Annotated in this window: 15 protein-coding genes and 11 pseudogenes; 12 read left to right on the top strand and 14 right to left on the bottom strand. The window is 55.1% G+C overall.

Translation table 11 applies throughout. The features are described from left to right. Positions 1-308: 308 nt before the first annotated feature. The 7 genes and pseudogenes from FV228_RS02250 to FV228_RS34000 all read right to left on the bottom strand — a co-directional run. On the bottom strand, positions 309-794 hold the full coding sequence (locus tag FV228_RS02250) for a VOC family protein (protein WP_147853101.1): 486 nt from the start codon (positions 792-794) through the stop codon (positions 309-311). Continuing rightward, entirely contained in the window at positions 794-1,030 is a 237-nt protein-coding gene (locus FV228_RS02245) for an acyl carrier protein (RefSeq protein WP_147853100.1), read from the bottom strand. The genes FV228_RS02250 and FV228_RS02245 overlap by 1 nt, the downstream gene beginning before the upstream one ends. Continuing rightward, positions 1,017-2,126 carry a hypothetical protein gene (locus FV228_RS02240; protein WP_147853099.1) on the bottom strand — a complete coding sequence of 370 codons (1,110 nt, stop codon included), beginning with the start codon at positions 2,124-2,126 and terminating at the stop codon, positions 1,017-1,019. Before FV228_RS02240 ends, FV228_RS02245 begins: the two co-directional genes overlap by 14 nt. Position 2,127: 1 nt before the next feature. Further along, complete coding sequence (locus FV228_RS02235) at positions 2,128-3,438, bottom strand: MBOAT family O-acyltransferase (RefSeq protein WP_187277598.1); 1,311 nt, start codon at positions 3,436-3,438, stop codon at positions 2,128-2,130. 232 nt (positions 3,439-3,670) lie between these two features. Next, positions 3,671-5,590 carry an HAD-IIIC family phosphatase gene (locus FV228_RS02230; protein ID WP_147853097.1) on the bottom strand — a complete coding sequence of 640 codons (1,920 nt, stop codon included), beginning with the start codon at positions 5,588-5,590 and terminating at the stop codon, positions 3,671-3,673. A 768-nt stretch (positions 5,591-6,358) separates the two neighbouring features. Next, on the bottom strand, positions 6,359-6,862 hold the full coding sequence (locus tag FV228_RS02225; protein WP_246693800.1) for a hypothetical protein: 504 nt from the start codon (positions 6,860-6,862) through the stop codon (positions 6,359-6,361). A gap of 300 nt (positions 6,863-7,162) precedes the next feature. Beyond that, a pseudogene (locus FV228_RS34000) lies at positions 7,163-7,447 on the bottom strand (IS66 family transposase); the annotation flags it as partial. A gap of 85 nt (positions 7,448-7,532) precedes the next feature. Here FV228_RS34000 and FV228_RS02220 point away from each other — a divergent pair. From FV228_RS02220 to FV228_RS02190, 7 genes and pseudogenes are all read left to right on the top strand, one after another. After that, positions 7,533-7,787: pseudogene (locus tag FV228_RS02220) on the top strand (helix-turn-helix domain-containing protein); the annotation flags it as partial. 102 nt (positions 7,788-7,889) lie between these two features. Continuing rightward, a pseudogene (locus tag FV228_RS02215) lies at positions 7,890-8,741 on the top strand (IS630 family transposase); the annotation flags it as partial. Positions 8,742-9,109: 368 nt separating this feature from the next. Next, a pseudogene (locus tag FV228_RS33995) lies at positions 9,110-9,211 on the top strand (transposase); the annotation flags it as partial. Positions 9,212-10,563: 1,352 nt separating this feature from the next. Next, a complete protein-coding gene (locus tag FV228_RS02205) occupies positions 10,564-11,874 on the top strand; it encodes a polysaccharide biosynthesis/export family protein (RefSeq protein ID WP_147853095.1) in 1,311 nt (436 codons plus the stop codon). 77 nt (positions 11,875-11,951) lie between these two features. Then, complete coding sequence (locus FV228_RS02200) at positions 11,952-12,749, top strand: glycoside hydrolase family 16 protein (RefSeq protein WP_187277596.1); 798 nt, start codon at positions 11,952-11,954, stop codon at positions 12,747-12,749. A 222-nt stretch (positions 12,750-12,971) separates the two neighbouring features. Next, positions 12,972-14,582, top strand: a complete 1,611-nt coding sequence (locus FV228_RS02195; RefSeq protein WP_147853093.1) for an oligosaccharide flippase family protein — start codon at positions 12,972-12,974, stop codon at positions 14,580-14,582. Positions 14,583-14,779: 197 nt separating this feature from the next. Next, positions 14,780-15,858 (top strand): IS630 family transposase gene (locus FV228_RS02190; RefSeq protein WP_147853092.1). Its coding sequence is split into 2 segments (ribosomal slippage): positions 14,780-15,272 and positions 15,272-15,858, totalling 1,080 coding nucleotides; the frame shifts between segments, so codons are not numbered across the junction. A 52-nt stretch (positions 15,859-15,910) separates the two neighbouring features. On the opposite strand, the pseudogene FV228_RS02185 reads toward FV228_RS02190, so the two are convergent. The 4 genes and pseudogenes from FV228_RS02185 to FV228_RS02170 form a co-directional block, all read right to left on the bottom strand. Continuing rightward, positions 15,911-16,113: pseudogene (locus FV228_RS02185) on the bottom strand (IS66 family transposase); the annotation flags it as partial. Positions 16,114-16,122: 9 nt separating this feature from the next. After that, positions 16,123-16,659 (bottom strand): annotated as a pseudogene (locus tag FV228_RS02180) (transposase); the annotation flags it as partial. 9 nt (positions 16,660-16,668) lie between these two features. Continuing rightward, positions 16,669-17,474 (bottom strand): IS5 family transposase gene (locus FV228_RS02175; protein WP_147853091.1). Its coding sequence is split into 2 segments (ribosomal slippage): positions 16,669-17,144 and positions 17,144-17,474, totalling 807 coding nucleotides; the frame shifts between segments, so codons are not numbered across the junction. A gap of 85 nt (positions 17,475-17,559) precedes the next feature. Beyond that, positions 17,560-17,973, bottom strand: a pseudogene (locus FV228_RS02170) (transposase); the annotation flags it as partial. Between the two features lie 201 nt (positions 17,974-18,174). Between FV228_RS02170 and FV228_RS02165 the strand changes: the two are divergent. Both FV228_RS02165 and FV228_RS02160 read left to right on the top strand, forming a co-directional pair. Next, positions 18,175-18,465 (top strand): transposase, encoded by a 291-nt coding sequence (locus tag FV228_RS02165; protein WP_246693799.1) that lies wholly within the window; start codon positions 18,175-18,177, stop codon positions 18,463-18,465. 171 nt (positions 18,466-18,636) lie between these two features. After that, a protein-coding gene (locus tag FV228_RS02160) for an IS3 family transposase (protein ID WP_147853090.1) occupies positions 18,637-19,988 on the top strand; the annotation gives its coding sequence in 2 pieces (ribosomal slippage) (positions 18,637-18,973 and positions 18,973-19,988; 1,353 coding nt in all). 72 nt (positions 19,989-20,060) lie between these two features. Here FV228_RS02160 and FV228_RS02155 read toward each other — a convergent pair. Next, positions 20,061-20,600, bottom strand: a pseudogene (locus FV228_RS02155) (IS66 family transposase zinc-finger binding domain-containing protein); the annotation flags it as partial. Between FV228_RS02155 and FV228_RS02150 the strand changes: the two are divergent. Further along, positions 20,565-21,217, top strand: a pseudogene (locus FV228_RS02150) (IS630 family transposase); the annotation flags it as partial. The pseudogenes FV228_RS02155 and FV228_RS02150 sit on opposite strands and share 36 nt — an antisense overlap. Positions 21,218-21,260: 43 nt before the next feature. Here FV228_RS02150 and FV228_RS02145 read toward each other — a convergent pair. Continuing rightward, on the bottom strand, positions 21,261-23,270 hold the full coding sequence (locus tag FV228_RS02145) for a glycosyltransferase (protein WP_147853102.1): 2,010 nt from the start codon (positions 23,268-23,270) through the stop codon (positions 21,261-21,263). A gap of 383 nt (positions 23,271-23,653) precedes the next feature. On the opposite strand from FV228_RS02145, the gene FV228_RS02140 reads away from it, so the two are divergent. Both FV228_RS02140 and FV228_RS02135 read left to right on the top strand, forming a co-directional pair. Next, positions 23,654-24,750 (top strand): IS630 family transposase gene (locus FV228_RS02140; protein ID WP_147853089.1). Its coding sequence is split into 2 segments (ribosomal slippage): positions 23,654-24,185 and positions 24,185-24,750, totalling 1,098 coding nucleotides; the frame shifts between segments, so codons are not numbered across the junction. A 65-nt stretch (positions 24,751-24,815) separates the two neighbouring features. Next, positions 24,816-25,028 (top strand): annotated as a pseudogene (locus tag FV228_RS02135) (transposase); the annotation flags it as partial. Here the strand turns inward: FV228_RS02135 and FV228_RS02130 are convergent. Beyond that, a pseudogene (locus FV228_RS02130) lies at positions 25,012-26,042 on the bottom strand (IS481 family transposase). The pseudogenes FV228_RS02135 and FV228_RS02130 overlap by 17 nt on opposite strands. Positions 26,043-26,066: the final 24 nt, after the last annotated feature.

The following is a 26,066-nucleotide window of genomic DNA, read 5'->3' as shown; positions in this document are numbered from 1 at the left end:
CAGCCGCCTCGGCTCAAACCTACGCTCAAGTCCAGACACAAGCCGATCCCCACGCCCCCCCGGCAATGGCCATCAGCATCCAAACTCGTCATGCCAACCGAAAGAGCGGCCCCAGACACCGCTTACGTTTAGCCGCTGCCGCGTCACGAAACTCTGTATCAATTCACATTACCCCGAAGATCCAGTTCATCGAAAGCAGATAAATAAAGCCTGGAGCCAGAAGCTGCGTTAACTAAAGAAAACTAAGCAGATAGAGAGTGAAGAATAGCTACAGCCGCCCTACCGTACGAACTTTCTGCTTGCGACCATTAATCTGAAGAGCTTAGCCGCGATCGACAAAGTAATTCAATCAAACCGAATCCATCGACCACATAAAACGCAACAAGCCGGCCATCGAAGAGCACAGCAGGACGAGGCTCAACTATCTGAAGGACATTAAGATTTTTCTCATAAAACGCATCGATCGCATCTGAGATGTCATCGACTTCATAACATAAATGATAAATTCCCACACCTTTCTTTTTAAGAATGGTAGATAGTGGCCCCTTTGATTCCGACGGCCAAACCAGTTCTACATCCGGAAGCGTATCATGATGCCACAACTCAAGATTTACTCCCTGGAGGGGATCGTAAGCGTTGCAGGCCCGGTCGTAGCCGAGCGCAATCAAATACGCAGAAGAGATCTGCACATCCTCCGTGGCCACGGCGAAGTGATGAAAACTCAATCCCGAAAGCACAAAATCTGTATCTGTGATTCGATCACTCGCGAAAAATTTAGATTCATCTGCTGCCATTATACCCCTCCCTTCGCCAAAATAAGTGCCTGCAATTCACCTACGTTAGACAAACTGCTGACCTCCGAAGCTGAGAATCGAACGCCAAAGATTTTAGCGACTTCTAACATCAGTCGAACGTGGCTCAGACTATCCCATTCTGCGATGTCGTCCGCGGTCATGCTGGACTTGAGTTCAAGAGTTTGATCGTCGAAGACATCGCGGAAAACTTGTTCAAGCTTTTCATTCGGGGTCATAACGTTTTCCTTCTAAAACTTGTTGATTTGTCGTGGAGTGGCATGCATCTGCATTGATAGCTTTCGCAACATCGGCGCCGATAAGGCTCGCGACGTACGGCTTTGCGTGCACCTCATCCGAAAAATACTCAGACTTCTCATATTGCGATAACGAGAGAAATTTAACAGCGGTCGCGCCTGAAAACTTCTTCTCTATGGCTGCTAATCGGTCCTTATACTCACGATAAAACGGAGTCGCTACACTCCACCAGCTTGGGACTGGAAGATCAACGACAATTACTTTATTCTTACCACGGCTGAGCATTTCAATTATTTTGACGAGGATTTCGAACTGGGTCGGTGCAAGATGCTCACTAGAACCAATTTGCTGCTGCCAGTATGCCACTGCTGCGGCCTTGTCAGCATCAGAAATGACAAACGCCTCACGCTCCTCATCCGTTCTCGAATCAGGGCGGACGAAAAACCATTTTCTCAAACTTGCGGTCGCCTCTCGCGAGATTTTTTCAAAAAGAATGTACGGACCGACAAGAATATTTGCAATATGTTCGTATTTTGATCCGAGGCGACTGACATAGAACTCACCGTCCTTTTTATAATTTCCATATCGAAGAAATTCAACATCGAGATCAGTTTGGTTCTCTTCTCTCCCAGCTCCGTTCCAACGGTACTTACTGTCGCCGAACAAGCCAAACCAGACTCCTAAAACGTATACGTCTGCCGGTTCTCCATAATGCTGTCTGTTTCTGTAAGCAATAAGCGCAGTCTGGTAAAGTTCGGTGACATTTTCATTGCCGATAGATAAATTGTCCACTGCGGCACATTGAATTGTTTGGCGGAGGATATTGGGCCTAAGCTCGATGTCGGCGTTTGAGGCGCCAAGAACAATTACACGACGATCTTTGCTGCGAAGCGCGGATTGCATAAACATGAGATATTTGGTGGCGGTTACATATATCGTAGATGCAGCGACCCCTGTGTCCACGGTTTCTACCTCCGAGCCTCGTGGAGCAACCGCAGCGGCAATTCCTGCCAGCGAACCGTAAATCGCCACTACTACAAAAAGTATTTGCGACAGAATCCTGATTATGACGATCATCTTAAAATGCTTTATAAACAAATTCTGGGGATTTGTTAAGGACCGCAGCTACAAATAAGACAAGAAGGACCGTAGCTGCGCACTTTGTTATTGTCGCGAAAGGATAGATTTTGGCGTACAATGCCGACAGTAAGTTCAAATTTAGAAATCTCCTCAGATCCCAAAGGCAGGAAAAAACAACGAAGCAGAGCGTAAGTACGCCAAGCGATAAGCCAAACCCAGTTACGCCTAGTAGCCCAGCCAGATTGAATAGCCTAGGAATATCAGAGATCCACAAACACGTCAGCGCCAAACTAAAAAAAGCGAATGTTAAGCCCCTACAAATTTGATTATAGGCCGGTTTCTTTTGAAGGTTTTTATAACCGACTTTTCCCAGATATCTCGGTATCATGGTTTGCCACAGTTTATTTGTACAGGCGCCAAAAGCCATCAAGGTGCCATAAATGACAAAGACCATCGTTGATCCATGCCAAATCCCCATTACCAGGAAGGTGATGAAAAATGCACCGAGCCCGATCGCGGTCGAATACCTCTTTTGCGGAAAACGATTCATCATCATCATCATAAATGGCGTGAACAAATAGGTTTTAAACCACTGCGACATTGTCATGTGCCATCGCTGCCAAAATTCCAAGAAACTCGTTGACGAAAATGGCTCGTTGAAGTTTTCGGGCAGTTTAAATTGCAGCAGCCCACCAATACCAATCACGATATCCATGTATCCTGAAAAATTATAGTACAAATATCCCGTATAAGTAGCAACACTCATTATGTATTGGAACAAGATTGTAACCCTAGGTTGGATGCCTGATGGCGCGCCAAGCTGGACGCTCAAGTTTGAAAAAACATACTCACAAATTGCGCCTATGACCGCCAATTTAAAATACCCAGTGGCGATACGGGAAACTGATTGTAATACTTCGGGCTCAGTTATCGGAACAGGTTGCTTTTCGTATTGATCCCGGAACGATAGCCAAGATTGTACTGGGCCCGACAGGAATGTAGTGAAGCCGCAGGTGTAGACGATGTAGGCCGTAAAATCTGGCCGCCGCTCGATGTCTCCATTTGACAGGTCGACGATTAACCCAATGATCCGGAAAAGGATATAGGACAATCCGACTGTAGAGTATAAAAATGGGAGCCCAATCAGAGTTAGGAAGAAGAACTTTTTGAGATAAACAAAAATGACAACCATCGCGCAAACAGCTGTCGTTATATAGGTTTGACTTGAGAACGTGCTCGCCCCCATGATAAAAATGTAGCCGATTCCCAGAAAAAGAGTCAAAAGCCCGGCTGATATACTGTCAAGCATGTACGTGCTTATAAAATAGATTGATGTTGCTAGCAACGCAAGTTGTCTCATTTTGGCATAATGGCAATTTTGACATATTATAACAGTTGCCAATACAAAGAGTATGAACTCCAAAGATACAAAGTTCATTTATCGGTCCACAATTTACTGGCAATTGTACTGAGGTCGGATACTACGCTATAAGTCTCTTCTGGCCGTACGAGGGCTATTCGAGAAAATAGGCAATTTCTGACTAGTCTAATTTCAAAAGGGAGCTGAAACGGAATATGCTCATTCGCGGCTTCGGTGCTTGATAGTCAGTCGAAATTGTCCAGTGAGTGCTGCCGTCCGCCTCCTCGCGGCTTAGTGTGAAGCCGAGCTTTTCATAATGATCCCGCACTAAGGCGTTGCGGCCTGTTGGGCGCCATTCGCCAATTAGTGTGCTCACCCCCGCCTTTCTTGCATGATGCAATATTTCCCATAGCACGACATTCTCTACCCCGCGTCCGAGTACCCGGCAGCTCATAAGCCACGTGTCGATGCGCCAGGATAGCGGCTTTTCATGATGGCAGATAACTACACTGATCATCCCATTGTCTCCAAATTTATCTTTTAATCGAACCTGCAGAGTGAACGCACCCCGATCGTTCCCAATTATAGCAATATCGTTTTCTGTGTAACGTCGTGTTGTCAGATTGTATTGATTGCTCTTATTGATCAGCTGCGCAATACGACTTCGACCGATTTCGTCAAATTGGTCGAAATAAATTTGCATTTCTAATGATTCGAGATATGTTTCTAAATTAATCGCCTCGCTTTTTAAAGCCAATCGCTGGGCGTTTGTCCTATAGGCTTGCGTGCGATTCTTGTCCTCCTGTGCGAAGGTAATTGCTTCAAACGCACCGGTTGCAAGAGTTCGCCAGGCATACTCTGAAGGTTCCGCCGACAACTCTGGGACGAGAACTTGCGGTAAGGAGTGCCTGATTTGGTCGCGTTCAACTGGATTGTCATCAATAAAAACTAGGGAATCTAGGCCGATGTTGAGCTCCGCCGCAATGGCAACAATGTTAGACGCTTTGTCCCGCCAATTCGCTTGAAAGGCTACGATATGCTTTTCTCGTAGAAGCATCTCGGGATGGACGCGAAAGGGCTCTCTAGCGACCTCGTCAGTGTTTTTTGAGCTCACGGCCAACAAGATGCCGCGTTTGTATAGTTCAAGCGCGACCTTCTGCAGCGCTAAATGGGCTTCGCCGGTAGCATCACCCTGCCGCATATTGATGCCCGTTATTCCATCGTCGCCTATGACGCCTCCCCATATTGTATTGTCGAGATCAAGAATTATACATTTGCGAGACTTGCCTTGCAATGCGCCAAGAAGACTTCCTAAGCGATCTGCATAGAATGGAATGCTGCTATACGAGAATGCAAGCTTGGCAATATTCCATTCTTTTGGCGAGAACCAGTTGGCGGTCCCAACAACTGACGCAATCCGCGCTACATCGAAAAGCACATTGCCGTCTCTGTGGGCTAGATCGGTGATTTTATCATTAATTCGATTTATGATCCACTCCAGTGTTCCGGGCACAGATCGGTCGAGGCTGCCAAAGATGGCTTCTGGTGGAATCGCAATCGTCTGGAGTATGCAGAACGCTCCGCAGTGTTGACGTACAGCGTCACAAATGGTGACATAAACCTGCGTGCAGTCCTCGACGATCCGTTCTGCCAGCTCAGCCTCTCCAGGTACTGTATCGATTGGTAGGCTGCGATGGTCGAGGGCCACCAGGACGGCGTTTGGCCCGAAAACGTTTATGGCAGATTCGCGATCAAGCGCGTCTTGGAGTGCGCTTTCGTATCTGCCGGTTATTGCCTGAAGGGCGACGCCGTGGCGAGCAGCACTAGCAATTAATGGCGGCACAATCAGGTCAGTTGTGCCGGTGCCCATTATCCCAAGCTTGAACGTGGAGAGGGGAGGGAGCGCTACACCGTCTGCGATGATCTTGCTAATCGTGTTACCAAGAGTCCGAAGTTTGTTGTTGTCGAGTTTTGAATTGGCTAGTGAGTAGACTTCGTTGCCAGTTTTGACATCTCCTACAGCCAGACGTTGACATCGCTGGCGAAAGTCGGGTGCGGCGTCCGGCAGCCATTCTAGGAATTCAAATAATTCTGAGCTCATCTATTTTCTCTATTCTGACAGTTAGTTGGCAAGCGTGTCGTTAGACCGGTGAATTTTTAAAGTAATTAACTGTTTTGTGCTTGATTTTATAGTTAATCTTTTTTTATTTTAAGCTTGTTTTTCACTTTATCCACGTCGAATTTATAATTCAAGGCGTCTTCACTCTATATTGGCGGAAGGCGGAAGCCAACCCTTGGCATTCTGCTTAGCTGGAGGGCAGTGAACATGGAGAGTGCCGCAATCATTTCAAAGCGCGTTGAATGGCTTTCGCAATGACACCGAGTTCGTCCGCGCGCCGATCCGATGCCGATGTCCATCCGTGGATAAAGCACGCCTGCGCGTTCGTGCATTGATATCGACGATGGACATATGGGACGGTCAGAAATTTTTGTGTTGGGTGGCTATAGTGAAGCTGACAGATGTTTCGATGGCGCGACGCATAGCACTCCATATCCCAGACATCATCCCGGGTCAGCTCATGGACATGGCCGATCCGAAGACGGCATGTCAACGGGTAGCGAAGAGTGGTTCATCCGCACTTCGTGGGATGAGATTGACTCATGCGGCGGGCATGACACGATGACGGAGACGGGCGAAGTCTGTCCGTCCGAACATCGTGCGCTTCAGCATCTTCAACCGGTTGAGCTGTCCTGCGTCATGGCTTCGGCCGTGGCGTCGTGATCGTCCCGATCAACGCCTCTCGATTGCGCATTAATCCCTCAGCGAACCGTGCAAGTGGCGTCGCGGACGCTACCGTAGACCAAGCGGCTACGGCGCTTCGCGTTGAGGAACAACAGAGCCGAGAAGCCACCGCCACAAACCACCACGAGGTCGCGCCCCGGCAGTCAGCGTCGAGCCTCGAGAGCGAGCTGGCGTCCGACGTTGAGAAGCCGGCCTGTGCCAACGGCCCCGTCCGTGACAGGCGCGCACGGACGGCACCAGGGCGGTCAGAAGCAGCAGCGCCCAGACGCGCCCCGCCCAGGGGATCGGCGCGGGCAGCATCAAGCTTACCCAGCGCAGCCCGCTCGCCTTGACGAAATGGCTGTCGGACGAGCGCACCGGGTCGCGATAGATGCCCTTGGTCGCGATGCGTTTGCCGCGGCGCTCGATCGTATCGTCGGGGCCTAGCACTACGGGGCCTTGCGGCGCGAAGGCGGCGGTCAGCAGTCCGAGCAGAATGCTGCTGCCGGACCGAGGGCAACATGCGGCGCGGTTGAGGATGCGGTGGACGTTCACGAACCGCCGCTCATTCGCGCAGCCCATGATGCGCAGTACGTTGTTTATCCTGCGACGGCCGGAGGCGAGGATAGCGCCGATCAGAAGGAACTGCAGATGTCACTACGAGCGGTGGACGAACAGCGGCGTGAACGACAGGACGGGTCCGGCGAAGCGGGCGGGCAGATCGGGCATCGGGTGTCTCTTGCTGGGGACACCTCTAGGCGCCGGATCGGCTCCGACATAGCCATACGCCCTGACATCGACATGTGACGAAGCTCCCAATCCGCTCCGTATGTCGCCTTCGTACCGTCTGTTGGAAGGCGCCGCCTACACAGCGCTTACGGTCGATCAGCTTGAAACGCTGACGATCTCGGCGGGACTAAATTCGGGCAGAGCGCCGCCGCAGCATGAGCAGAAATTGGGACGATATTCGACAACTGCGTCGGGATCCGCACTTATTACGCGCCTGTGGCCCTTCTGACCGGGCTAAGCGCGGCCAGGCTTTGATTGCTCCCAACGCTCCTTGCGATTGGTGGACGGCGGGTTCGATGACGTTCGTGTGATCTTGTCCGGACGCCGCAGTCGCAGCACCAGCTCGCTCAGCTTCTCGCGGCTTATACCAACTTTCGTTAACCGGATTTATACTAATCGACGGGGACGCTGACTCACGGTGTTTTTTTGCGGGGCTGGATTTGATTCTATGCGGTGAACCGGAGGGTTTGCCATGTCAGCTGCGTTGCCGCTGTGCGAGGACTTCACGGCCGATGATCTGCGGCTGCGAGCCAAAGTGAGCCGGGATGCGGGCCAGAGCCGTCGTCTTCTGGCGTTGGCTGAGATCTATGACGGCGGCAGCCGCACGGAAGCGGCGCGGATCGGGGTGGTGGGCCTGCAGACGGTGCGCGATTGGGTGCTGGCTTTCAACGCGGATTGTCCGGCGGGGCTGATCAACGGCAAGGCGCCGGGCCAGAAGCCGAAGCTAGTGCTCTGACACCAACGAAACGTGCACAAAGCAATTCGATTTTCGATGCGCTAGCAGCATGTTAGTTAATCGGCATGTGGTGCGTTCGTTGACGTCTGTGCACTTTACGCGGCACAGCGCCGGGCACTGATGCAGATTGTCGAGAGCGGGCCGGACCCGTACCGGTACGGCGTGGTGCGTTGGCGGCTGAAGGATCTGGCCGCCTGGATCTAAGCGAGCTTTGGCGTCAGCCTGGACAAGATCACGTTCGGACGGCTGGTCAATCGCCTCGGCTTCCGCAAGCTGTCGGTGCGCCCACGCCACGACGAGCAGGATCCAGCCGCCCTGACGGCCTTCAAAAAAACCGGCCTGCCGCCGTGAAGGCAATCCGCGCGGGGCTGCCAGTCGGAATGGCCATCGAGGTATGGTGGCAGGACTCCTTCGACAGGCTCAGGATGAGGGTGCGCGTCGGCCAGAAGAACACCCTGCCGCGGCGATGGGCGCGCCGCGGGACATGACTCTCGGCTCCCAAGGACCAGCGCACGGCCTACGCCTACATCCCTCATCCTGAGCCTGTCGAAGGACGGAGCGATCTGCCCGGAGAAGGGCAAGGGCGCCGGTCTCGTCCTACCCTGCTGCGACAGCGAGGCGATGAACCTGCATCTGGCCGAGATCAGCCGCTCCGTCGCGCCCCGCGCTCATGCCGTGCTGATGCACGACGGAGCAGGCTGGCACGGCGCTCACGACGTCGTCGTGCCGGACAACATCACCCTGCTGACGCCGCCGCCCTGCGCGTCCGAACTCAACCCGGTCGAGAACGTCTGGCAGTTCATGCGCAACAACTGCCTCGGCGACCGAATTTTCGCCTCCTACGACGACATCGTCGACAGCTGTTGCGACGCCTGGAACCGCCTCATTGACCAGCCCTGGAAGATTATGTCCCTGGGCCTGCGCTCGTGGGCCTACCGGTTATGATCAACGCCGATTGGTATTACGGTGTAGCATCGGCGGCTGACGGATAATGCTGTCTTTGGGTTTGGAGCCCGAGTAGGATGGCATGACCGCTTCGGTGCCGCCGCGGTCGGATTTTGACGCTGACGGTCTGCGCACTTTGACCAGTTGCGCGCGTGATCCCGCTCAAACACGGCACATGCTGACTTTGTCAGCGATCTATGCGGGCGGCTCGCGCTCGGCCGCTGCCGCTCTCGGCAGGGTTGGGCTTCGGACGGTGCGGGACTGGGTTGTGGCGTTCAACGCGCACGCTCCGGACGGGGCTGATCGGCGGCAAGGCGCCTGGGGATTGCCTGCGCTTGAACGTCGAGCAGCGGGAGAGGCTGCGCGCTTTGCATCTGCCGGTTCACTCCCCCGAACTGAACCCTGTGGAGAACATCTGGCAGTTCATGCGCGACAACTGGCTCGGCAACCGCGTCTTCAAATCGTACGCTAACAACCTCCACCACGGCTGCCACGCCTGGAACACCTTCATCGACCGACCCTGCCGCATCGCCTCCGTCGGACGGAACGCCTGGGCTCAGAGGTTCTGATAAATCGGGTATGATTTTATACCCAAGATCGGACCGCTTCATCCGGTGAGGTAAGCCAAATCTACCTCGCGCAAGGGGTAAACCCCGTCCCAGCAAAAGGCGAACCCTCACAAACGAAACTGTCGCTGAACACACCCCGTGCGTAATAAAACGCAGATCCACCGGTGGTCAGATTAACTTTAATACGCATCAGTTCCGGTCCAATCAGAAAAGTCCTTCGGAACAGCTAATCCAACGGAACGGTCTCAGATCTAAACGACTAAGCGCTGCTCGAGCTACTAGTCCGCAAACCTAACTTGACTCGTCGACATGAAACCTGAGCGACGTGAGCACAGCCTTTTTCGTGATTTACCCTGGCATCCACCCTGCTCTGAGGCATCCCCCCCGATTTGAGGGCCTTCACAAAGCTAATCTGGAAGAAGATTTCCAACATTCGGGCCCGTCGAGCTGCCATTCATGCCCGAACTGATTCTTGTCGATAAATAGCTATGGTAATAACACAAGTACAAAAATATAAATAAATGCAAAGTCATTGTAACTGCTGTGTAGACCAAAAATTTCTCTATGAAGAACATTATATTAACAATTTAATCCGCCCGCCCCGGCGTGCATTTGTCGCTTAACTACGGATTTAAATTTTATTTGAGCGGATAAAGCAATGTCAACACAGCAAAATTGTTGCAGATAGGCTCACGAGGCGCATAATTTGCCTTCTGTCAGATAAACTGGTCAACTCATTTCGAAACCATGACAACTCTAAGTCTGATAAGTGAGGTCCCGCTGAGCAATAACAAGAGTTGAATTCCTGCCCCGCGATAGGCTATAATACATCCTCAACGGCGTTGCGAGCTGCGTGCGATTTTGGACTACGCTGATGCAACCAACGGATCACGCACGTATCGAAAATCCTGCGCTAGTCACGACTGAATTGTGCCCGTTAATGTTGCAGCAAATTAGGCTTAGGCGACCCACAAAGGGCCAACAACTGATTGCTAACAGTTTTTTAGATCGAAAAATAATCTAGTTACGATTCGGCAGAAATCTAAATTTTGTAAATAATAATAAATTTTAAATAATGATATATGCATGACAGAACTGATTTTCGAGCAAACAGAGGTGAAGAGTGAAAACACCGCGCAACCTAGAGCAGAAATCGCAGGCTTCGATAAGTTTCTGGCAGTAAGGTATGCGAAAATGAAGACTTAAAGAGGCGCCATTTTGGTCCAGTTGCATATGTCGCCGGTTAGCTCTAGATGAAAGATAATGATATGCAAGGGATGTTCGACTCTATGTCCATTTTTAAATCACGTCAATCATACGTCAAAATTATATTTTTTTCAATTCTAATTATCGGAGCACCTACATCAAATGCGTGCGCTCAAGGGCGGTATACACTTGGTCCAGGAGATCATATCTCGATAAAAGTGTGGGACGTTCGCAACGGTGACCCATATCAATGGGCAGCACTGAATGGGGAATTTATTGTTGGAGCTGACGACCATCTTTCGCTGCCCTTATTAGGTGATATAACAGCGTCCGCTCTTACAACAAGCGAACTTGCGACAGCGATCGGCACGCAGCTAAAAAATAAAATTGGGCTATCTACTACGCCGTCCGCCTCCGCTCAGGTCGTAAAGTATCGACCGTTTTATATAACTGGATCTGTGCAACGGCCAGGCAAATACGAGTATGTTCCTTCGCTTACAGTTATACAGGCAATAAGTATCGCGGAAGGCATGTTGCGTCCAAGAGATTTGGGCCGAACCGAACGAGATGTGATTACGAACATTGGGGAAACTCGTCTACTTGAAGTGGAGCACATGACGCTGTTGGCGCGACAAGCGCGATTAAATGCTGTTGTCGGCGGGCAAGTACAAATCACGTTTCCACCGGAACTTAGCCAGAACGTTTCTTCCTCCATAATACAACTGGCAATGCAACAAGAAAGATCGCTTTTTGCCGGACAAAAAGAGGCACTGGAAGCTCAACTTACAACGATAAATCAAGCAAAAAAGATTCTAGCGTCGCAACTATCTTCTATATCGGAAAAATCCGTAAATATTGCTCGACAACTCTCGCTCATGAAGAAAGATCTCTCAACTGTTAATGATTTGGCCGCGAAAGGAATGGTCATTGCGCAGCGTCAATTGTCGGCCGAGCAAAACGTCGCTGCTCTGGAAAGCAACAAACTCGATATAGAGCTTGCGACGCTAAAGGCACAGCAAGACATGTCACAAGCTGAACGCGATATCGTTACTCTCACCACCAAATTCAAAACTGACGCCCTGTCGGAAGCGACAGAGGTAAGATCACGCTTGGAAGAAAATCGTCAAAAGTTTACTACTTCCATGAATTTAACTAGGGAAGCTGAAAAGTATATTGAGGCTGAAACGTCTTCAGAGGACGTTCGTTCGATTAGTTATGTTGTAATTCGAGCATCTACCCAAGAACAAATTTCTGCCAATTTAATGACAGAAGTAGGCCCTGGAGATGTGGTACAAGTTGTCGTTCAGTCGAAACCGATTCCTTCGAGCGTCATTAGTGTTCCAGCGCAGCGGAAGTGATAGGACTAGAATTGATGAAATCGCAAATGTGGAAGAAACCATTGAGCATCTGTTGCGCGCTTACATTGATGTGCGCGATGTTAGGCGCTGTCTGCGCTGATGATGGGCAAAATCATCTTAGACCTGGTAATGAAATGATTAGCATTGAAGAGATGGAATTATCTTTTCAAGATGACTTCCAAACGCCAAGTATCGTCTCGAGGGCGCCGTTCTCCAATTACCATAAAAATACAAAATGGCTGGCCCATACACCATGGAACGGTGATTTCGGCGACGCCAGATTCATTGATCCAGGTGCCGGGGGACCATTCAATTTTACCAAAAATGGGTTAACTATTACCGCTCGCAAAACTGCTGACGGTGCATGGACATCCGGTCTAATCTGCTCAGTAGACCGGGATGGCGATGGTCAACAAGGATTTACACAGAAATACGGATATTTCGAATTACGAGCCAAACTGCCCGATGGATCTGGTGTATGGCCAGCCTTTTGGCTCGTCGGGACAGATAAATCAAACGGGTCTACCGAAATTGATGTGCTTGAATATTACGGTAAATATAACGCGGGGTTTCACACAGTTTTACATTTTTGGAGCAAAGACGCCCCACGGCATCAAGATTTCGTGATTGATGTGCCGGCAGGTTCTCTTACAAATAGCTTTCATGATTATGGCATTCTAATAACCGAAACAACAACAAAATTCTTTTTCGATCGTCGAAAGTATCTAGAAATTGCCACGCCCGAGGATTTCCGCCAGCCCCTTTACATTTTAGTCAATTTAGCGCTCGGTGGAGGATGGCCTATAGATGATTTGGCCTCCCCGGCGGTAATGCACGTTGAGCATGTTCGAGCGTATAAGAAGTTAACGCGCTGACGTGGCAAGCAGACGTAGGCCCGCCCCATTTTGGCGGCTGAAAAGTATTCAGAATTACTGCTGTCGGCGATCAACGAATTTGGAGCCTAGAATATTGACCCGCGTTACCAGATGTATAGTTGTGAAAATAAAGTTGTTATCGATTATGGTGTTATGATTAAGGTTTAGACTTCGTCTTTCCGGCAGCTAAAGAATCGAAGTAACCCAACGCTGCCATTTAATATGTTGAAGAAAGAATACGCCGCGGCGAAGTCTGATGAATTGAGAGAACTTGATATCATGGGTTCACAAATAAATAATTCGGCCGAACAAGACAAGGAGCGGAAGCATCCTAATTCCGACAAATCCGCTTGCAATCAGATCGTTGTTAACTCACCTCGGGCAAGTATACACAAGCAATTTGCGGTCAACGTTGGATCTGCCGCAGCGGTAAATATTATTCGCATCCTTCTGCAGTTAATTACCTTGCCGTTAATGGCTAGACTGCTTAGTCCAGCCGATTTTGGCATTTATGCAATGGCGCTCCCCACCATCAGTCTTTTTATGCTGTTGGCTGAAGGAGGGTTGGGGATGTCCCTCGCGCGGGAGGATGAAGGAAATCGTCTACTTTGGTCGACTGCTTTCTGGACTTTAGCGGGTGCTTGCAGTTTGATGGGCGTATTAGTTTGTGGATCTGGATTTGTTCTGGCCTGGATATCTGGCGAAGGCGTACTCATAAACATTATGTGTTTTCTGGCGATCTCTCTACCTCTTTTGGCACCGACTATCGTGGCTGATGCGAGATTGATTAGGCGTGGAAACTTGATCTATCATTGCGGGGCCGATTTATGCGGCCTTGCCGTCGGCGCTGGAGTTGGCTTGTTCAGTGCTTATCATGGCGGCGGTGTGTGGAGCTTGGCAACACAATACGTATCGTCCCTTGTAGTACGAGCTGTAGTATTAAATGCGGCAGCTCGAACCTGGCCGCGTTTCGAGTTTGATTTTTCGACTCTTTCGGGCCATGCTGCTAATGGCGGCTGGTTAATAGTAATGCGTGCATCCGAGACGGTAGGTAAGATTGCGGAGAATTCCCTATTTGGTGGATTATTTGGTCCAAATTTACTCGGCTCATATACTCTTGGGTTCCAGCTTGTTCGATTTTCCTGCGAGTCTGTGGCAAATCCAATCCTTAGTGCGTTCTACTCTCATGCGGTGCGTCACGATTCATCCGATGTAGTTGGGCTTCATCTTTTCTTAACGCGCCTAATTCTCTTTATCCTTATTCCGATGTCCGTCCTCCTCACGATTCTTGCTGATAAAATTTTGCCGGCAGTATTGGGTGATCAATGGAGTCAGGCTGTCCTTTTTGTCAAAATCTTAATCATTCCCTATGCTATAACGGCGGCATCATGGTTAAGCGGTCAGATTTTGATAAGGAATGGTCTTTCGAGCAGAAATGCGGCAATAACAGGTGTCATTGGCAGTTTAAGAGTCTTATCCATTGGGTTGGGTATTTGGTTTAGTCCCTTTATTGTTGTTGGTTTTCTTGCGGTCTGTTATGTAATACAGGCGGTTGCTATCACCTTCGCGGTTCCGACCGCCGCTGGCGCTGACAAGAAGCAGCTTGTTTATAATTTTTTATGCATCTTTTCTGCCGCTGTAGGCGCTGGTTTGACTATTTTCGTTTTGGAAAGAAAACTTGATCCTACTGTGTTCGCTTATGTATGTGAAGCGGTCGCGAGCGGGGCTATTTATTTAACAATAATATTTGCATTGCAGAGGAATACGGTTGGTCGTGAATACAAAAATGCTGCTGCATTTATAAGCTCGATCAAATCCAGGTTTGCTAAATAAGGGTTTGAAATCATATTTGAGTGTTGATCTTGAGATCTAGGTTGACAAAACGTCCTTGAGATATTTCGAGTTTCCTTTCTTTAAGCTTAAATCGCTGGATATAACTTATACTAACGCTCATTGAGTGGGGCTCAAGACGGGTAGGGGCACGGTCCTTTGCTGATTCTGTCCTCGGATTGAGCCATTAGAATGATGGCATGATCGCTCCGGTGCTGCTGCGATCGGATTTTGACGCTGACGGTCTGCGCACCTTGGCCATTTGCGCGCATGATCCCGCCCAAACACGGCACCTGCTGGCTTTGTCGGCGATCTATGTGGATGGCTCGCGCTCGGCCGCTGCCGTTCTTGGTGGTGTTGGGCTTCGGGCGGTGCGGGACTGGGTCGTGGTGTTCAACGCGTATGGTCCGGACGGGCTGATCGGCGGCAAGGCGCCTGGGGCCCGCCCGCTCTTAAACGTCAAGCAGCGGGAGACGCTGCGCGCGTTGATCGAGCAGGGGCCGATGCCGGCCGCCCACGGGGTGGTGCGCTGGCGGCTGGTCGATCTCGCCCAGATCCTGTTCGAGGATCACGGCGTGTCGGTGTCCGAGCAGACGCTGAGCCGGGTCCTGCGAGCCATGGGCTACCGCAAGCTCTCTGCCCGCCCGCGCCATCACGCCCAGGACCCGGACGCCATCCTCGCTTTTAAAAAGCCTTCCCCGCCCGCATGGCGGAGATCGCGCAGGCCGTCGGCGGCAAGCCGATAGAGATCTGGTTCGCCGACGAGGCTCGGGTCGGCCAGAAGAACACGATCACCCGCCGCTGGGCCAAGCGCGGCACGCGACCTGCGGCGCCGAAGGACCAGTGCACCGCCTCCGCCTACATCTCTCATCCTGAGCCTGTCGAAGGAAGGTGCGATCTGCCCCGCCCTCGGCAAACGGCCGCCCTCGTCATGCCCCGCTGCACCACCGAGGCGATGGCTTTGTATCTCGAAGAGATCGCTCAGGTCGTCGCCCCCGGTGCGCACGCCGTCCTGCTGCTCGATCAGGCGGGCTGGCACACACACAAGAAATTTGTCGTGGCCGCCAACTTCACCGTATTACCCCTGCCGGCTCGCTTCCCCGAACTGAACCCCGTGGGGAATCTCTGGCAGTTCATGCGCGACAACTGGCTCGGCAACTGCGTCGTCAAATCCTATATCGACAACCTCGACCACTGTTGCCACGCCTTGAACACTCTCATCGACCGACCCTCGCGCATCATCTCCATCGGAATGCGCGCCCGGGCCCATGGCTCTTGATCAATTAGGATCGGTATTAAGTAGTAGTTAGTCGGGGCTGTGAAGGCGTGGTTCAGGCGCCGATCGTTTTGAGGATGGTGGCAAACGGTGTGGCGCTGTTCAGGCGCGCTGTGTCGACGACAGTGCGGATGTCCGCATCGCCCTCGGCTGCATAAATGGCGCGATATCGGTTGCTAACCTTCTGCTGGACGACGCCTAACGCAGCAGCCGCTCTGAACCGTTGTTGGTTGGCTCGACCTGGCCGGGATAGGATAAGCGCCGTTTTCAGGCCACGGCTTTGAGGGCTGTCATGGCCGGGTAGGCCCATGGCAGCAGATCGTTGAGACGGCGCTGCGGGTGGCCCTCGACGATGCGGGTGATGACGTCGGCGAGGTAGGCGTGTGGCTCGACGCCGACGAGCTTGCAGGTCTCGATCAACGAGGCGAACACCGCTCAATGCTGGCCACCGCCGTCCGAGCCGGCAGAAAGCGCATTCTTGCGGTTCAAGGCCAGGGGTTGGATCGCGCGTCCGACGATGTTGGAGTCGATCTCGACCCGGCCGTCGTCGAGGAACAGGCTCAAGCCAGCCCAGCGCGACAGAGCGTAGCGGATCGCATCGGCGAGTTTGCTTTTGCGGCTGACCAGGTCGAGCTTCTCGCGCAGCCACGGCTCCAGCGCTTCGATCACGGGCCGGCTTCGCTCCTGACGGACGGCACGCCGCTCGTCGGCCGGGCGACCACGGATCTCGGCTTCGATCCGATAGAGTGCGGCGATGCGCGCCAGCACTTCCGTGGCGATCGGCGAGGTGGCGGCGAGTTCGTATAAGAGCGTCTAACAGAACCGTCTGCATTGGTTGAGTGTGACGAGGGCGCAGGCGAGGGTCGTGAAGGCGAGATGGATGTCCGCGCGGCGTTCGTAGCGGATGACCAAGCGTCGGAATCGCGCCAGCCACGCCAGCGTACGCTCGACGACCCAGCGGTGGCGGCCCAGGCGCTGACTGCTCTCGATCCCCCGGCGCGCAATGCGGGGCATGATCCCGCGGGCCCGGCATTCCCGACGGCAACGGCGGTGGTCGTAGGCTTTGTCGGCGTGCAGCTTGCCGGGCCTGCGGCGCGGGCGTCCAGGGCGGCCCGAGCGCACCGGCGGGATCGCGTCGAGCGTCGCGACGAGTTGGGTGCTGTTGTGAGTGTTGGCCCCGGTCAGGACGACACCGAGCGGCGTGCCGCGGGCATCGACGACGAGGTGGCGCTTCGTGCCCGGCTTGCCCCGGTCGGTCGGGTTCGGGCCGGTCGCCGCCCCCCTTTTTTCGCCGGCAGGCTGGCGCTGTCGAGTGCCGCACGGCTCCAGTCCAGTTGTCCGGCGCCGTCCAGCCGCTCCAGCAAGGCGCGGTGCAGGCTGGCCCACACGCCCGCCCTCTGCCAATCACGCAGCCGTCGCCAGCACGACATGCCCGAGCCGCAGCCCATCTCCTGCGGCAAGTACTCCCACGGTAAACCGGTGCGCAGCACGAACAGGATGCCGGTCAGCGCCGCCCGGTCCGGGATCGGCGGCCGCCCGCCCTTCGGACGCACCCGCGCCGGAGGCAGCAGCGGCGCGATCACCACCCAGAGATCGTCGGGAACGAGGAACTTCGCCATGCTCTACCAACACGCCAACCGCCGGTTTCGTTAGACGCTCTAAGAGCCGCTGTGCGTGCCTCCAGCAATAGGCCAGCCGGATCGCGCCGCCCTTGGCCAGCACCTCGCAGGCGGCATAGCCATCGACCTGCAGCACGCCTTCGAACCCAGCCAGATGCGCGATCGGCCGGCTCGCGGTGCGGTCGGGGCGTAGACGTAGGCGACTCCGGGTGGATCGGATCCGCCCCAGGGCCGGTCGTCACGGGCGTAGGCGAGAGAGCTGACCGGTCTTGGTGCGCCCGCGCCCGGGATCGAGCACGGGCGCCGTGGTCTCGTCGGCAAACAGCTTGCCCGAGCGCTTCAGCGTCTCCAGCAACCTCTCGTGCACCGGCCGGAGCAAGAAGGCGGCGCGTCCCACTCAGTCGGCGAGCGTCGAACGGTCGAGGACGACACTCTGGCGGGCGAAGATCTGCGCCTGGCGATAGAGCGGCAGGTGGTCGGCGTATTTGGAGATGAGCACCTGCGCGACCAGAGCGTCGGTGGGCAGGCCGCCCTCGATCAGCCGAGGCGGTGCCGGGGCCTGCACGAACACGTCCTCGCAGGCCCGGCAGGCGTAGCCTGGGATTGCCCCTGTTTGGTGGATACCGAGAACGCTTTCGCGTGAGGTGTTTGTCCAATGCCGAAGAGCCGTCCGCCTTACCCCATCGAGTTCCGCCGACAGATGGTCGAGTTGGCCCGCGCCGGGCGTGATCCGAACGATCTGGCTCGCGAGTTCGAGCCCTCCGCGCAGGCCATCCGCAACTGGGTTGCCGAAGCCGATCGCAGCGAAGGCCGACGTGAGGCGAAGCCGCCGCCTGCTGATCCGGGCCTGACGGCCGCCGAGCGCGACGAACTCGTCCGGCTTCGGCGTGAGAACCGACAACTCAAGCTGGAGCGCGATATCCTCTCTCGCGCGACGGCCTGGTTCGCTCGGGAGACCGGGGTTGTCCCCTCGGGGTCTTCCGGGTCATGAGCGCCAACCAGGCCGATTTCCCCATCGCCGCCATGGCGCGCAGCGGGCACCCATCGCGGCTTGCCGCGATGGGACCCGGCTCGGCGTGTCCGACGTCAGCACCTGTGGGACAGAATGAGGGTCTTCACGAACGGAGGATGGCTGGTTCATCGTAGCCCCTGAGGAGCGAAGATGAAGCAGACATCCGGACCGGCCAAGAAGCCGGCAAAAGCGGTGATCAAGGACATTCGCCGGGCCACACGTCGGCAGTTCTCGTCCGAGGAGAAGATCCGCGTGGTGCTGGAAGGCTTGCGTGGCGAGGACAGCATTGCCGAGCTTTGCCGACGTGAGGGGATCGCCGCCTCGATGTACTACGGCTGGTCCAAGGAGTTCCTGGAGGCTGGCAAGAGGCGCCTGTCCGGCGACACGGCTCATGCGGCCACCACGGATGAGGTGCGGGATCTGCGCCGCGAGACGGGGGCGCTGAAGGAGGTCGTAGCTGATCTCGTCCTGGAGAACCGTCTGCTTAAAAAAAGCATGAGCGGGGCTGGGGGCGACGAGGCATGAGGTACCCGGCCCCCGAGAAGCTGGAGATCATTCGGCTGGTCGAGCAATCCCACCTGCCGGTGCGTGCCACCCTGGACAAGCTCGGCATCACCCGCTCGACGTTCTACCGCTGGTACGACGCCTACCGGCGCGGCGGCCCCGAGGCGTTGAAGGACCATCATTCGCAGCCGAGCCGGGTCTGGAACCGTCTACCTGCGGAGATCCGCGAGCAGATCGTTGCCTTGGCTCTGGAGCAGCCTGAACTCAGTCCGCGTGAACTGGCGGTGCGCTTCACCGACGAGCGCCGCTACTTCGTCTCGGAAGCGACGGTCTACCGGTTGCTCAAGTCTCAGGACCTGATCACCAGCCCGGCCTATATCGTCATCAAGGCCGCCGACGAGTTCCGCGATAAGACCACCGCGCCCAACCAGCTTTGGCAGACGGACTTCACCTACCTGAAGGTCGTTGGCTGGGGCTGGTACTACCTGTCGACGGTCCTGGACGACTTCTCACGCTACATCGTCGCCTGGAAGCTGTGCACGACGATGCAGGCCAGCGACGTCACCGCCACGCTCGACCTGGCGCTGGGGGCGGCTGGGCTCGATCAGGCGCGGGTGATGCAGCCGCCACGCCTGCTCTCCGACAACGGGCCGAGCTACGTCGCCAGCGACCTGGCTGACTGGCTCGGCATTCGGGGCATGACCCACATCCGCGGTGCGCCATGCCATCCGCAAACGCAGGGCAAGATCGAGCGTTGGCATCAGACGCTCAAGAACCGCATCCTGCTCGAACACGCGTACTTGCCCGGCGAGTTGGAGACGCAGGTTGCCGACTTCGTCGAACACTACAACCATGCCCGAGCCCATGAGAGCCTCGGCAACCTCACGCCCGCCGACGTCTACTTCGGACGCGGCGAAGGGATCCTGGCCGAGCGGGAACGCATCAAGCGCCAGACCCTGATGGATCGCCGCTTGCGCCACCACGCGCAGGCTGCCTAACCTCTTACCCCAGATGGACCAGAGCCTCCGCTCCTGAACACCGCTGAATGTCCCAAATCATCTGACGACGGACAGGTTCATCAGCCCGCCCTGGCTGAGGGTGAGACCGAACAGGTCCGACAAGGCCGCCTGGAGCCGCTCGTAGGACAGCGCCTGGAAGGTCTTCAGATATGTCGCCACCGCATGCAGCCGTGGGCCGAACGGCGTGCCACGGGCCGCCTCTGGCGCCGGCGCGACCATCCGCGCCCCGCAGGTCGGGCAATGCACGGCCAGCCGCCGATGCTGCGTCACGACTGGGGCCACCTCCGGCAGCTCGATCCGCTCGGACACGCTCACGAGTTCGGCGGGAAGATCTCAGTGCAGGGCGCCACCGCAGCACGCGCAGCGGTCGGGACGATGCTCGACGACTGCGTCGGGATCGTCGCTCATCACCCGGCTGTGGCCTTCGTGCCCGGGCTTGGCCCCGCCGGGCTTGGATTGCTCCCGCCGCTCCTTGCGGTCGGTCGCGGGCGGCTTCGAGGAGGTGCGCGAGGTCTTCTCTGGACGCTGCAGCCGCAGCACCAGCTCAATCAGTTCCTCGCGGCTCAATCGCTCAAGATCGCTGCGACCCATCCGTCGAGGGAATCAGCGAAACCCGACCCGCGCAAGGGGGTGGGTAATTACGCCCGGGACGCTTGGCTCGACGGCCAGCTCGATCTCGATCCGGACAGTCTCGTCTTTATCGACGAGACAGCGGCCGCCACCAACATGGTGCGGCCCTATGGCCGATCCCCACGGGGCGAGCGCTGCTGCATCTCCGCTCCGCACGGGCACTACAAGACCACCACCGTCACCACTGCCCTGCGCACCAGCGGCCTCGTCGCCACCACCTTGTTCGACGGAGCGACGAACGGCGAGCGCTTTCTAACTTACGTCACCGGCGCCCTGGTTCCGGTGCTAAAGCGCGGCGACACGGTCATCCTCGACAACCTGAACGTCCACAAGGTCACCGGGGTGAGGGCAGCCATCGAGGCGGCCGGCGCACGCTTGCTCTACCTCCCGGCCTATAGCCCCGACTTCAACCCAATCGAGCAAGCCTTCGCCAAGCTCAAGCGCTCCTGCGAACGGCGGCCGCGCGCACCGTCCCAGAACTCTGGACCGCGATCTGAAATGCCTTCAAAGCCTTCCATCCTCGCGAATGCCGAAACTATGTCGCCGCCGCTGGATACGATGCCTTCGACCCAACATGACCGGGAACAGCTCTAAGTTGGAAGCCAGGTAAACAATAGGAAGCTATCGATGCTTTGCAATGATTTTTAGCGCGCGCTCAGGTTCGATCCGCCCACGAACCGAGTCGTAAATACCAATTAAGTTCCCACGGAGCCGCCCGCGACGGTCGATGAACGGCTCAGGGCTAATAGAACCAATTAAATTGCTAGTAAAATTTCTAAACAAATGATCAATCACCTGCATGTAAGACATTGTTCCCTTGCGAAGCATGTATAGTGGATTGATTATCTGAGAGTATCCAAGTCTATCCCCCGCAATACGACCACTTTTTACTCCTAAATGAACACCCTGCGCTTGCAAGCACTTTACGAAACGACCACCGGATTGACGCAGGGCTGCACCGAAATCGCGATCTTCAAGCCAACCATATAATACTAAACGCTCATCAAATCTTAGGTTTCCTATCGCGGATTGACGGAAAGCCATGTTGCAACCATAGGGACTGAACGGCTCAATTAGCGGCGATGGATTCGCTAAATCTTTTTGATCAATGAGACGGTCCGCGTCCTCGAAGGTCAAACCTGGTCCCTTTATGCCGTCGGCAATCACCGAGCCCGTGAAGCCAACAACGTCTATCTCGCCGCAAAACACACGAGTCGTAAGTTCGATCCAGTTTGCAGCAGGAATGAAGTCATCATCGAAAAATATAACGATCTCCGTTGTTTTCGGCACTGCCGTTAAAGCACGGTTTCGCTGCGATGCAAGACCCGCTGAACCAGTAACTACGGTGATTTCTGGCCAATTCAGCGCGGCGCCGACATCTTCGGCTTTCGTACAGGAAACGATGATTGTCGAAATTGCATAGCTTTGTTTATCAATAATACGTCTCAATGTTTGCGTAACAATTTCAGGACGCCCTAACGTTGCGATGACGACAGCCACTTCCGGGGGCTGAGAGAGCGTTTCTCCCAACTTCTTAGAAAATTGTGGTTGAGATCGCATAGAATCCAAATAACCTTCTGCCGTTTTAGCCCATGAGAACTTTGTTGCTTGACAACGTCCGCGTCCGGCGAGCTCTTGGCAGAGAGAACGGCTTCCAAGCAACGCTTCGATATGTTCAATCCAAAGTTCTGGCTCATTTGGTGATGCTAGAAGAGCCGCATTGCCGCAAATCTCAGGTAGACTTGCTCGGTCGGTAGATATGACCGGACAGCCAAGTGCCATCGCTTCGAGTGCCGGCAAGCCAAATCCCTCGGTAAACGAAGGAAAAGCTAAGCAAAGGGCGCTCTCTAAAAGGTAGGCAAGGTCATGATCGGTCACGAAACCGAGGTGATTCACATTTGTGCTACGCTGAATTAATTCATGAGCAAAAATGCCTGATTGTCCTCCGGCTATAACTAGATCGAGATTTAATGCCGCTAGCCGATCAGCAAGTCCAAACAACAAACCAAGATTTTTGTGGCGCGCCTGTGATCCGAGTGCTAGGACAAACGGGCGCAGCTGGCCATCTGGATAGCGTCGAAGCTGAGCATGTGCATGTTTAGCCTTTTTTGGATCCCAATTAAAAACGTGCTCGTGTCCATTTGATAAGACGGCGATATTAGACGAATTTAGGGACAGATACTTTGCGATCTGATCAGCGGAATATTGAGAGACGGTCGTAATTTTTGCCGAGCGACGAGCAAGTATCGGCTGAAGAGCCTTATAAAATTGGCGGAATCCCTTGCCATAACTCTCTGGCGCTATGAATACATTTGCGTCATGGATACATACGATTTGGTTTGATTTACATGCGGGCGCAGTATTGCAAAGATTTAAAAGCCAATCTGTCCAAACAATCGGCAAAGTACTTTGCTCCCAAACGTGGCCTCTAAAGGGCCCAACGTTTTTGAGAGTTAAGCCAGCTACCCCAGGATCTATAGCAGTTTTTGGTCCTAACAACGGTACTGTCATCTGATCAATGGCCATGATTTGGCCGACTGCGCTTGACACGTTCATCGCGTAGCGCTGTACTCCGGTAGTATTTTGCGTAAGGAAGCGCCCATTAATCGCAAAAAAATTGTTAGATTTCATTTTAGTTACGGAGCCCCTTGGCGCTGAATGCAACTCAACGATATGTTTTGATTTGTAAACCTGTTGTTTATAGTGAGCGAACTTGCTGAAGTATTTCTCCAATCATTAAATTGCATCTGTAGCACTTTACGAGTAAGATCCAGAAAGGAGTGGTCTTCGGTTGAATGATTTTGATATAACGGATGCAATCCATTGCTCGTTACGTTAATAACGCTATTTTTTTCGCTTGCAACATCTACGGCCATTTTCCTGTCTGATTTACCAGAATCGCTCCTTGGCGTTGTAGCACTTTTATGACACGTGGATCTGAATCAGCAAACTGGTCTGCGCTTATACCAACCCTCGTTAAGCGGGACTCACGGGGTAGCATCAGCGGCTAAGGGGTGATTCTGTCTTCGGGTTTGGAGCCCGAGGAGGATGTCATGGCTGCTCCGGTACCGCTGCGGTTAGACTTTGACGCTGACGGTCTGCGCACCTCGGCCAGGTGCGCGCGTAATCCCGCACAAACACGGCGTCTGCTGGCTTTGTCGGCGATCTATGCGGGCAGCTCGCGTTCGGCCGCTGCCGCTCTCGGCAGGGTTGGGCTTCAGACGGTGCGGGACTGGGTCGTGGCATTCAACGCGCACGGTCCGGACGGGCTGATCGGCGGCAAGGCGCCTGGGGCCCGCCCGCTCTTAAACGTCAAGCAGCGGGAGACGCTGCGCGCGTTGATCGAGCAGGGGCCGATGCCGGCCGCCCACGGGGTGGTGCGCTGGCGGCTGGTCGATCTCGCCCAGATCCTGTTCGAGGATCACGGCGTGTCGGTGTCCGAGCAGACGCTGAGCCGGGTCCTGCGAGCCATGGGCTACCGCAAGCTCTCTGCCCGCCCGCGCCATCACGCCCAGGACCCGGACGCCATCCTCGCTTTTAAAAAGCCTTCCCCGCCCGCATGGCGGAGATCGCGCAGGCCGTCGGCGGCAAGCCGATAGAGATCTGGTTCGCCGACGAGGCTCGGGTCGGCCAGAAGAACACGATCACCCGCCGCTGGGCCAAGCGCGGCACGCGACCTGCGGCGCCGAAGGACCAGCGCACCGCCTCCGCCTACATCTTCGGTGCGATCTGCCCCGCCCTTGGCAAAGGGGCCGGCCTCGTCATGCCCCGCTGCACCACCGAGGCGATGGCCTTGCATCTCGAAGAGATCGCCCAGGTCGTCGCCCCCGGTGCGCACGCCGTACTGCTGCTCGATCAAGCCGGCTGGCACACCACCAAGAAACTCGCAGTGCCCGCCAACATCACCCTATTGCCCCTGCCGGCTCGCCCCCCCGAACTGAACCCCGTGGAGAACCTCTGGCAGTTCATGCGCGACAACTGGCTCAGCAACCGCGTCTTCAAATCCTACGCCGACATCCTCGAACACTGCTGCCACGCCTGGAACACCCTCATCGACCGACCCTGGCGCATCATCTCCATCGGACTGCGCACCTGGGCTCATGGGTCCTGATCAATGAGGATCGGTATAAGCGCAACTTTTTCGGGCATCCTGAACCTTGAAGGAGGATGCATACTATGCCTCGCAAACGCTTCACGAACGAACAGATTGCCCACGCCCTGCGGCAGGCGGAGAACGGCGCGATGGTGGACGAGGTCTGCCGGAAGATGGGTGTGTCCGAGCCGACGTTCTACCGCTGAAAGAAGCAGTTCGTCGGCATGGGCGTACCGGAGATCCGGCTGCTCAAGCAGCTGGAGGACGAGAACAGCAAGGTCAAACGACTGGTGGCCTATCTGGATGCGAGATCTCCTCGGCGTCTGTGACGATGCGAAGGATGCGTCTGATGATACTTGAACTAACTGGATTGTAGGTGGGATTGGCCAGCTTGGGATCATCTTCGAGACGCTGGCGCAGCACCATCTTGGGCGAGAGACTTTTGAGCACGCGCTGACGGCGACCGTTGTAGGCCGCGTTGAAGCCGCGCAGGACGATCTCCAGGTCGGTGTGGCTGTAGATCATGATGCTCAGCACCTCCCGCTGCACCCGTCCGTTGAAGCGCTCGATCATGCCACTGGTCTTCGGCGTGTACGGGCGCGTCTTGCGATGCTGCACACCGTGCCGCTCGCAAGCTGCCTCGAAAGCATCGGCCGTGAAGCAGGAGCCCCGGTCGGTGAGCACGTCAGTGACCCGGAAGGGGAAGGCGTCGAGTGCGTCCGTGAGGAAGGCTACCGCTGAGGCCGTGGTCTCGTCATCCTTGACCGCGAGATGCACGTAGCGGGAGGCGCGGTCGATGGCGACGTAGAGTTAGCGCTTGCGGGTGGTGCCGTCGCGGTCGCGCAGTTTCGGCAGGTGCTTCACGTCGACATGAACGAAGCCGACCTCGTAGTCCTTGAAGGTGCCGTGCGGCTTCCGGGCCTGCTCGGCGGGCGGCCGCCGGTTGAGGCCCTTTGCCCTGAGGATGCGGTAGACGGCGTCCCGGTTCAGGTGCGGCAGGAAGTGGCTGACGACGAAGGTCAGCGCGTCGAGGGGGAAGCCGGTGAAGCGGCGGAGCGCGCACACGATGGCACGCTCCTCATCGCTGGCGCGCCAGGGCAGCTTATGCGCCCGGGCCGAGCGATCGTGACAGGCATCGGGGCCGCGTTTGCGCCATTTGCGAATGGTCTCGGTGGAGACGCCGTAGCGCTTGGCCAGCACCCGGAGCTTTCGGGCGAGCGGGAGATCTCGGCGCGGCCAACCAGAGCGGTGCGGGGCCGGGGCGGATTGCAAGCATAAACTAAGTGTGCAGTCCCGAGGTGTGGTGGCATCAGTTTCGCTGAGGTCGCTGCATT

Source organism: Methylobacterium sp. WL18 (assembly GCF_008040015.1).
GTDB lineage: Bacteria > Pseudomonadota > Alphaproteobacteria > Rhizobiales > Beijerinckiaceae > Methylobacterium > Methylobacterium mesophilicum.
This window is presented reverse-complemented; position numbering and strand designations above follow the sequence as displayed.

What these genes read in the sequence shown, in the direction of transcription:
- FV228_RS02250 (WP_147853101.1), bottom strand. Translation starts at nt 794, where the DNA reads ATGGCAGCAGATGAATCTAAATTTTTCGCGAGTGATCGAATCACAGAT.
- FV228_RS02145 (WP_147853102.1), bottom strand. Translation starts at nt 23,270, where the DNA reads ATGAAATCTAACAATTTTTTTGCGATTAATGGGCGCTTCCTTACGCAA.
- FV228_RS02240 (WP_147853099.1), bottom strand. Translation starts at nt 2,126, where the DNA reads ATGATCGTCATAATCAGGATTCTGTCGCAAATACTTTTTGTAGTAGTG.
- FV228_RS02245 (WP_147853100.1), bottom strand. Translation starts at nt 1,030, where the DNA reads ATGACCCCGAATGAAAAGCTTGAACAAGTTTTCCGCGATGTCTTCGAC.
- FV228_RS02200 (WP_187277596.1), top strand. Translation starts at nt 11,952, where the DNA reads ATGTTAGGCGCTGTCTGCGCTGATGATGGGCAAAATCATCTTAGACCT.
- FV228_RS02205 (WP_147853095.1), top strand. Translation starts at nt 10,564, where the DNA reads ATGAAAGATAATGATATGCAAGGGATGTTCGACTCTATGTCCATTTTT.
- FV228_RS02165 (WP_246693799.1), top strand. Translation starts at nt 18,175, where the DNA reads ATGGTCGAGTTGGCCCGCGCCGGGCGTGATCCGAACGATCTGGCTCGC.
- FV228_RS02195 (WP_147853093.1), top strand. Translation starts at nt 12,972, where the DNA reads ATGTTGAAGAAAGAATACGCCGCGGCGAAGTCTGATGAATTGAGAGAA.
- FV228_RS02230 (WP_147853097.1), bottom strand. Translation starts at nt 5,590, where the DNA reads ATGAGCTCAGAATTATTTGAATTCCTAGAATGGCTGCCGGACGCCGCA.
- FV228_RS02235 (WP_187277598.1), bottom strand. Translation starts at nt 3,438, where the DNA reads ATGCTTGACAGTATATCAGCCGGGCTTTTGACTCTTTTTCTGGGAATC.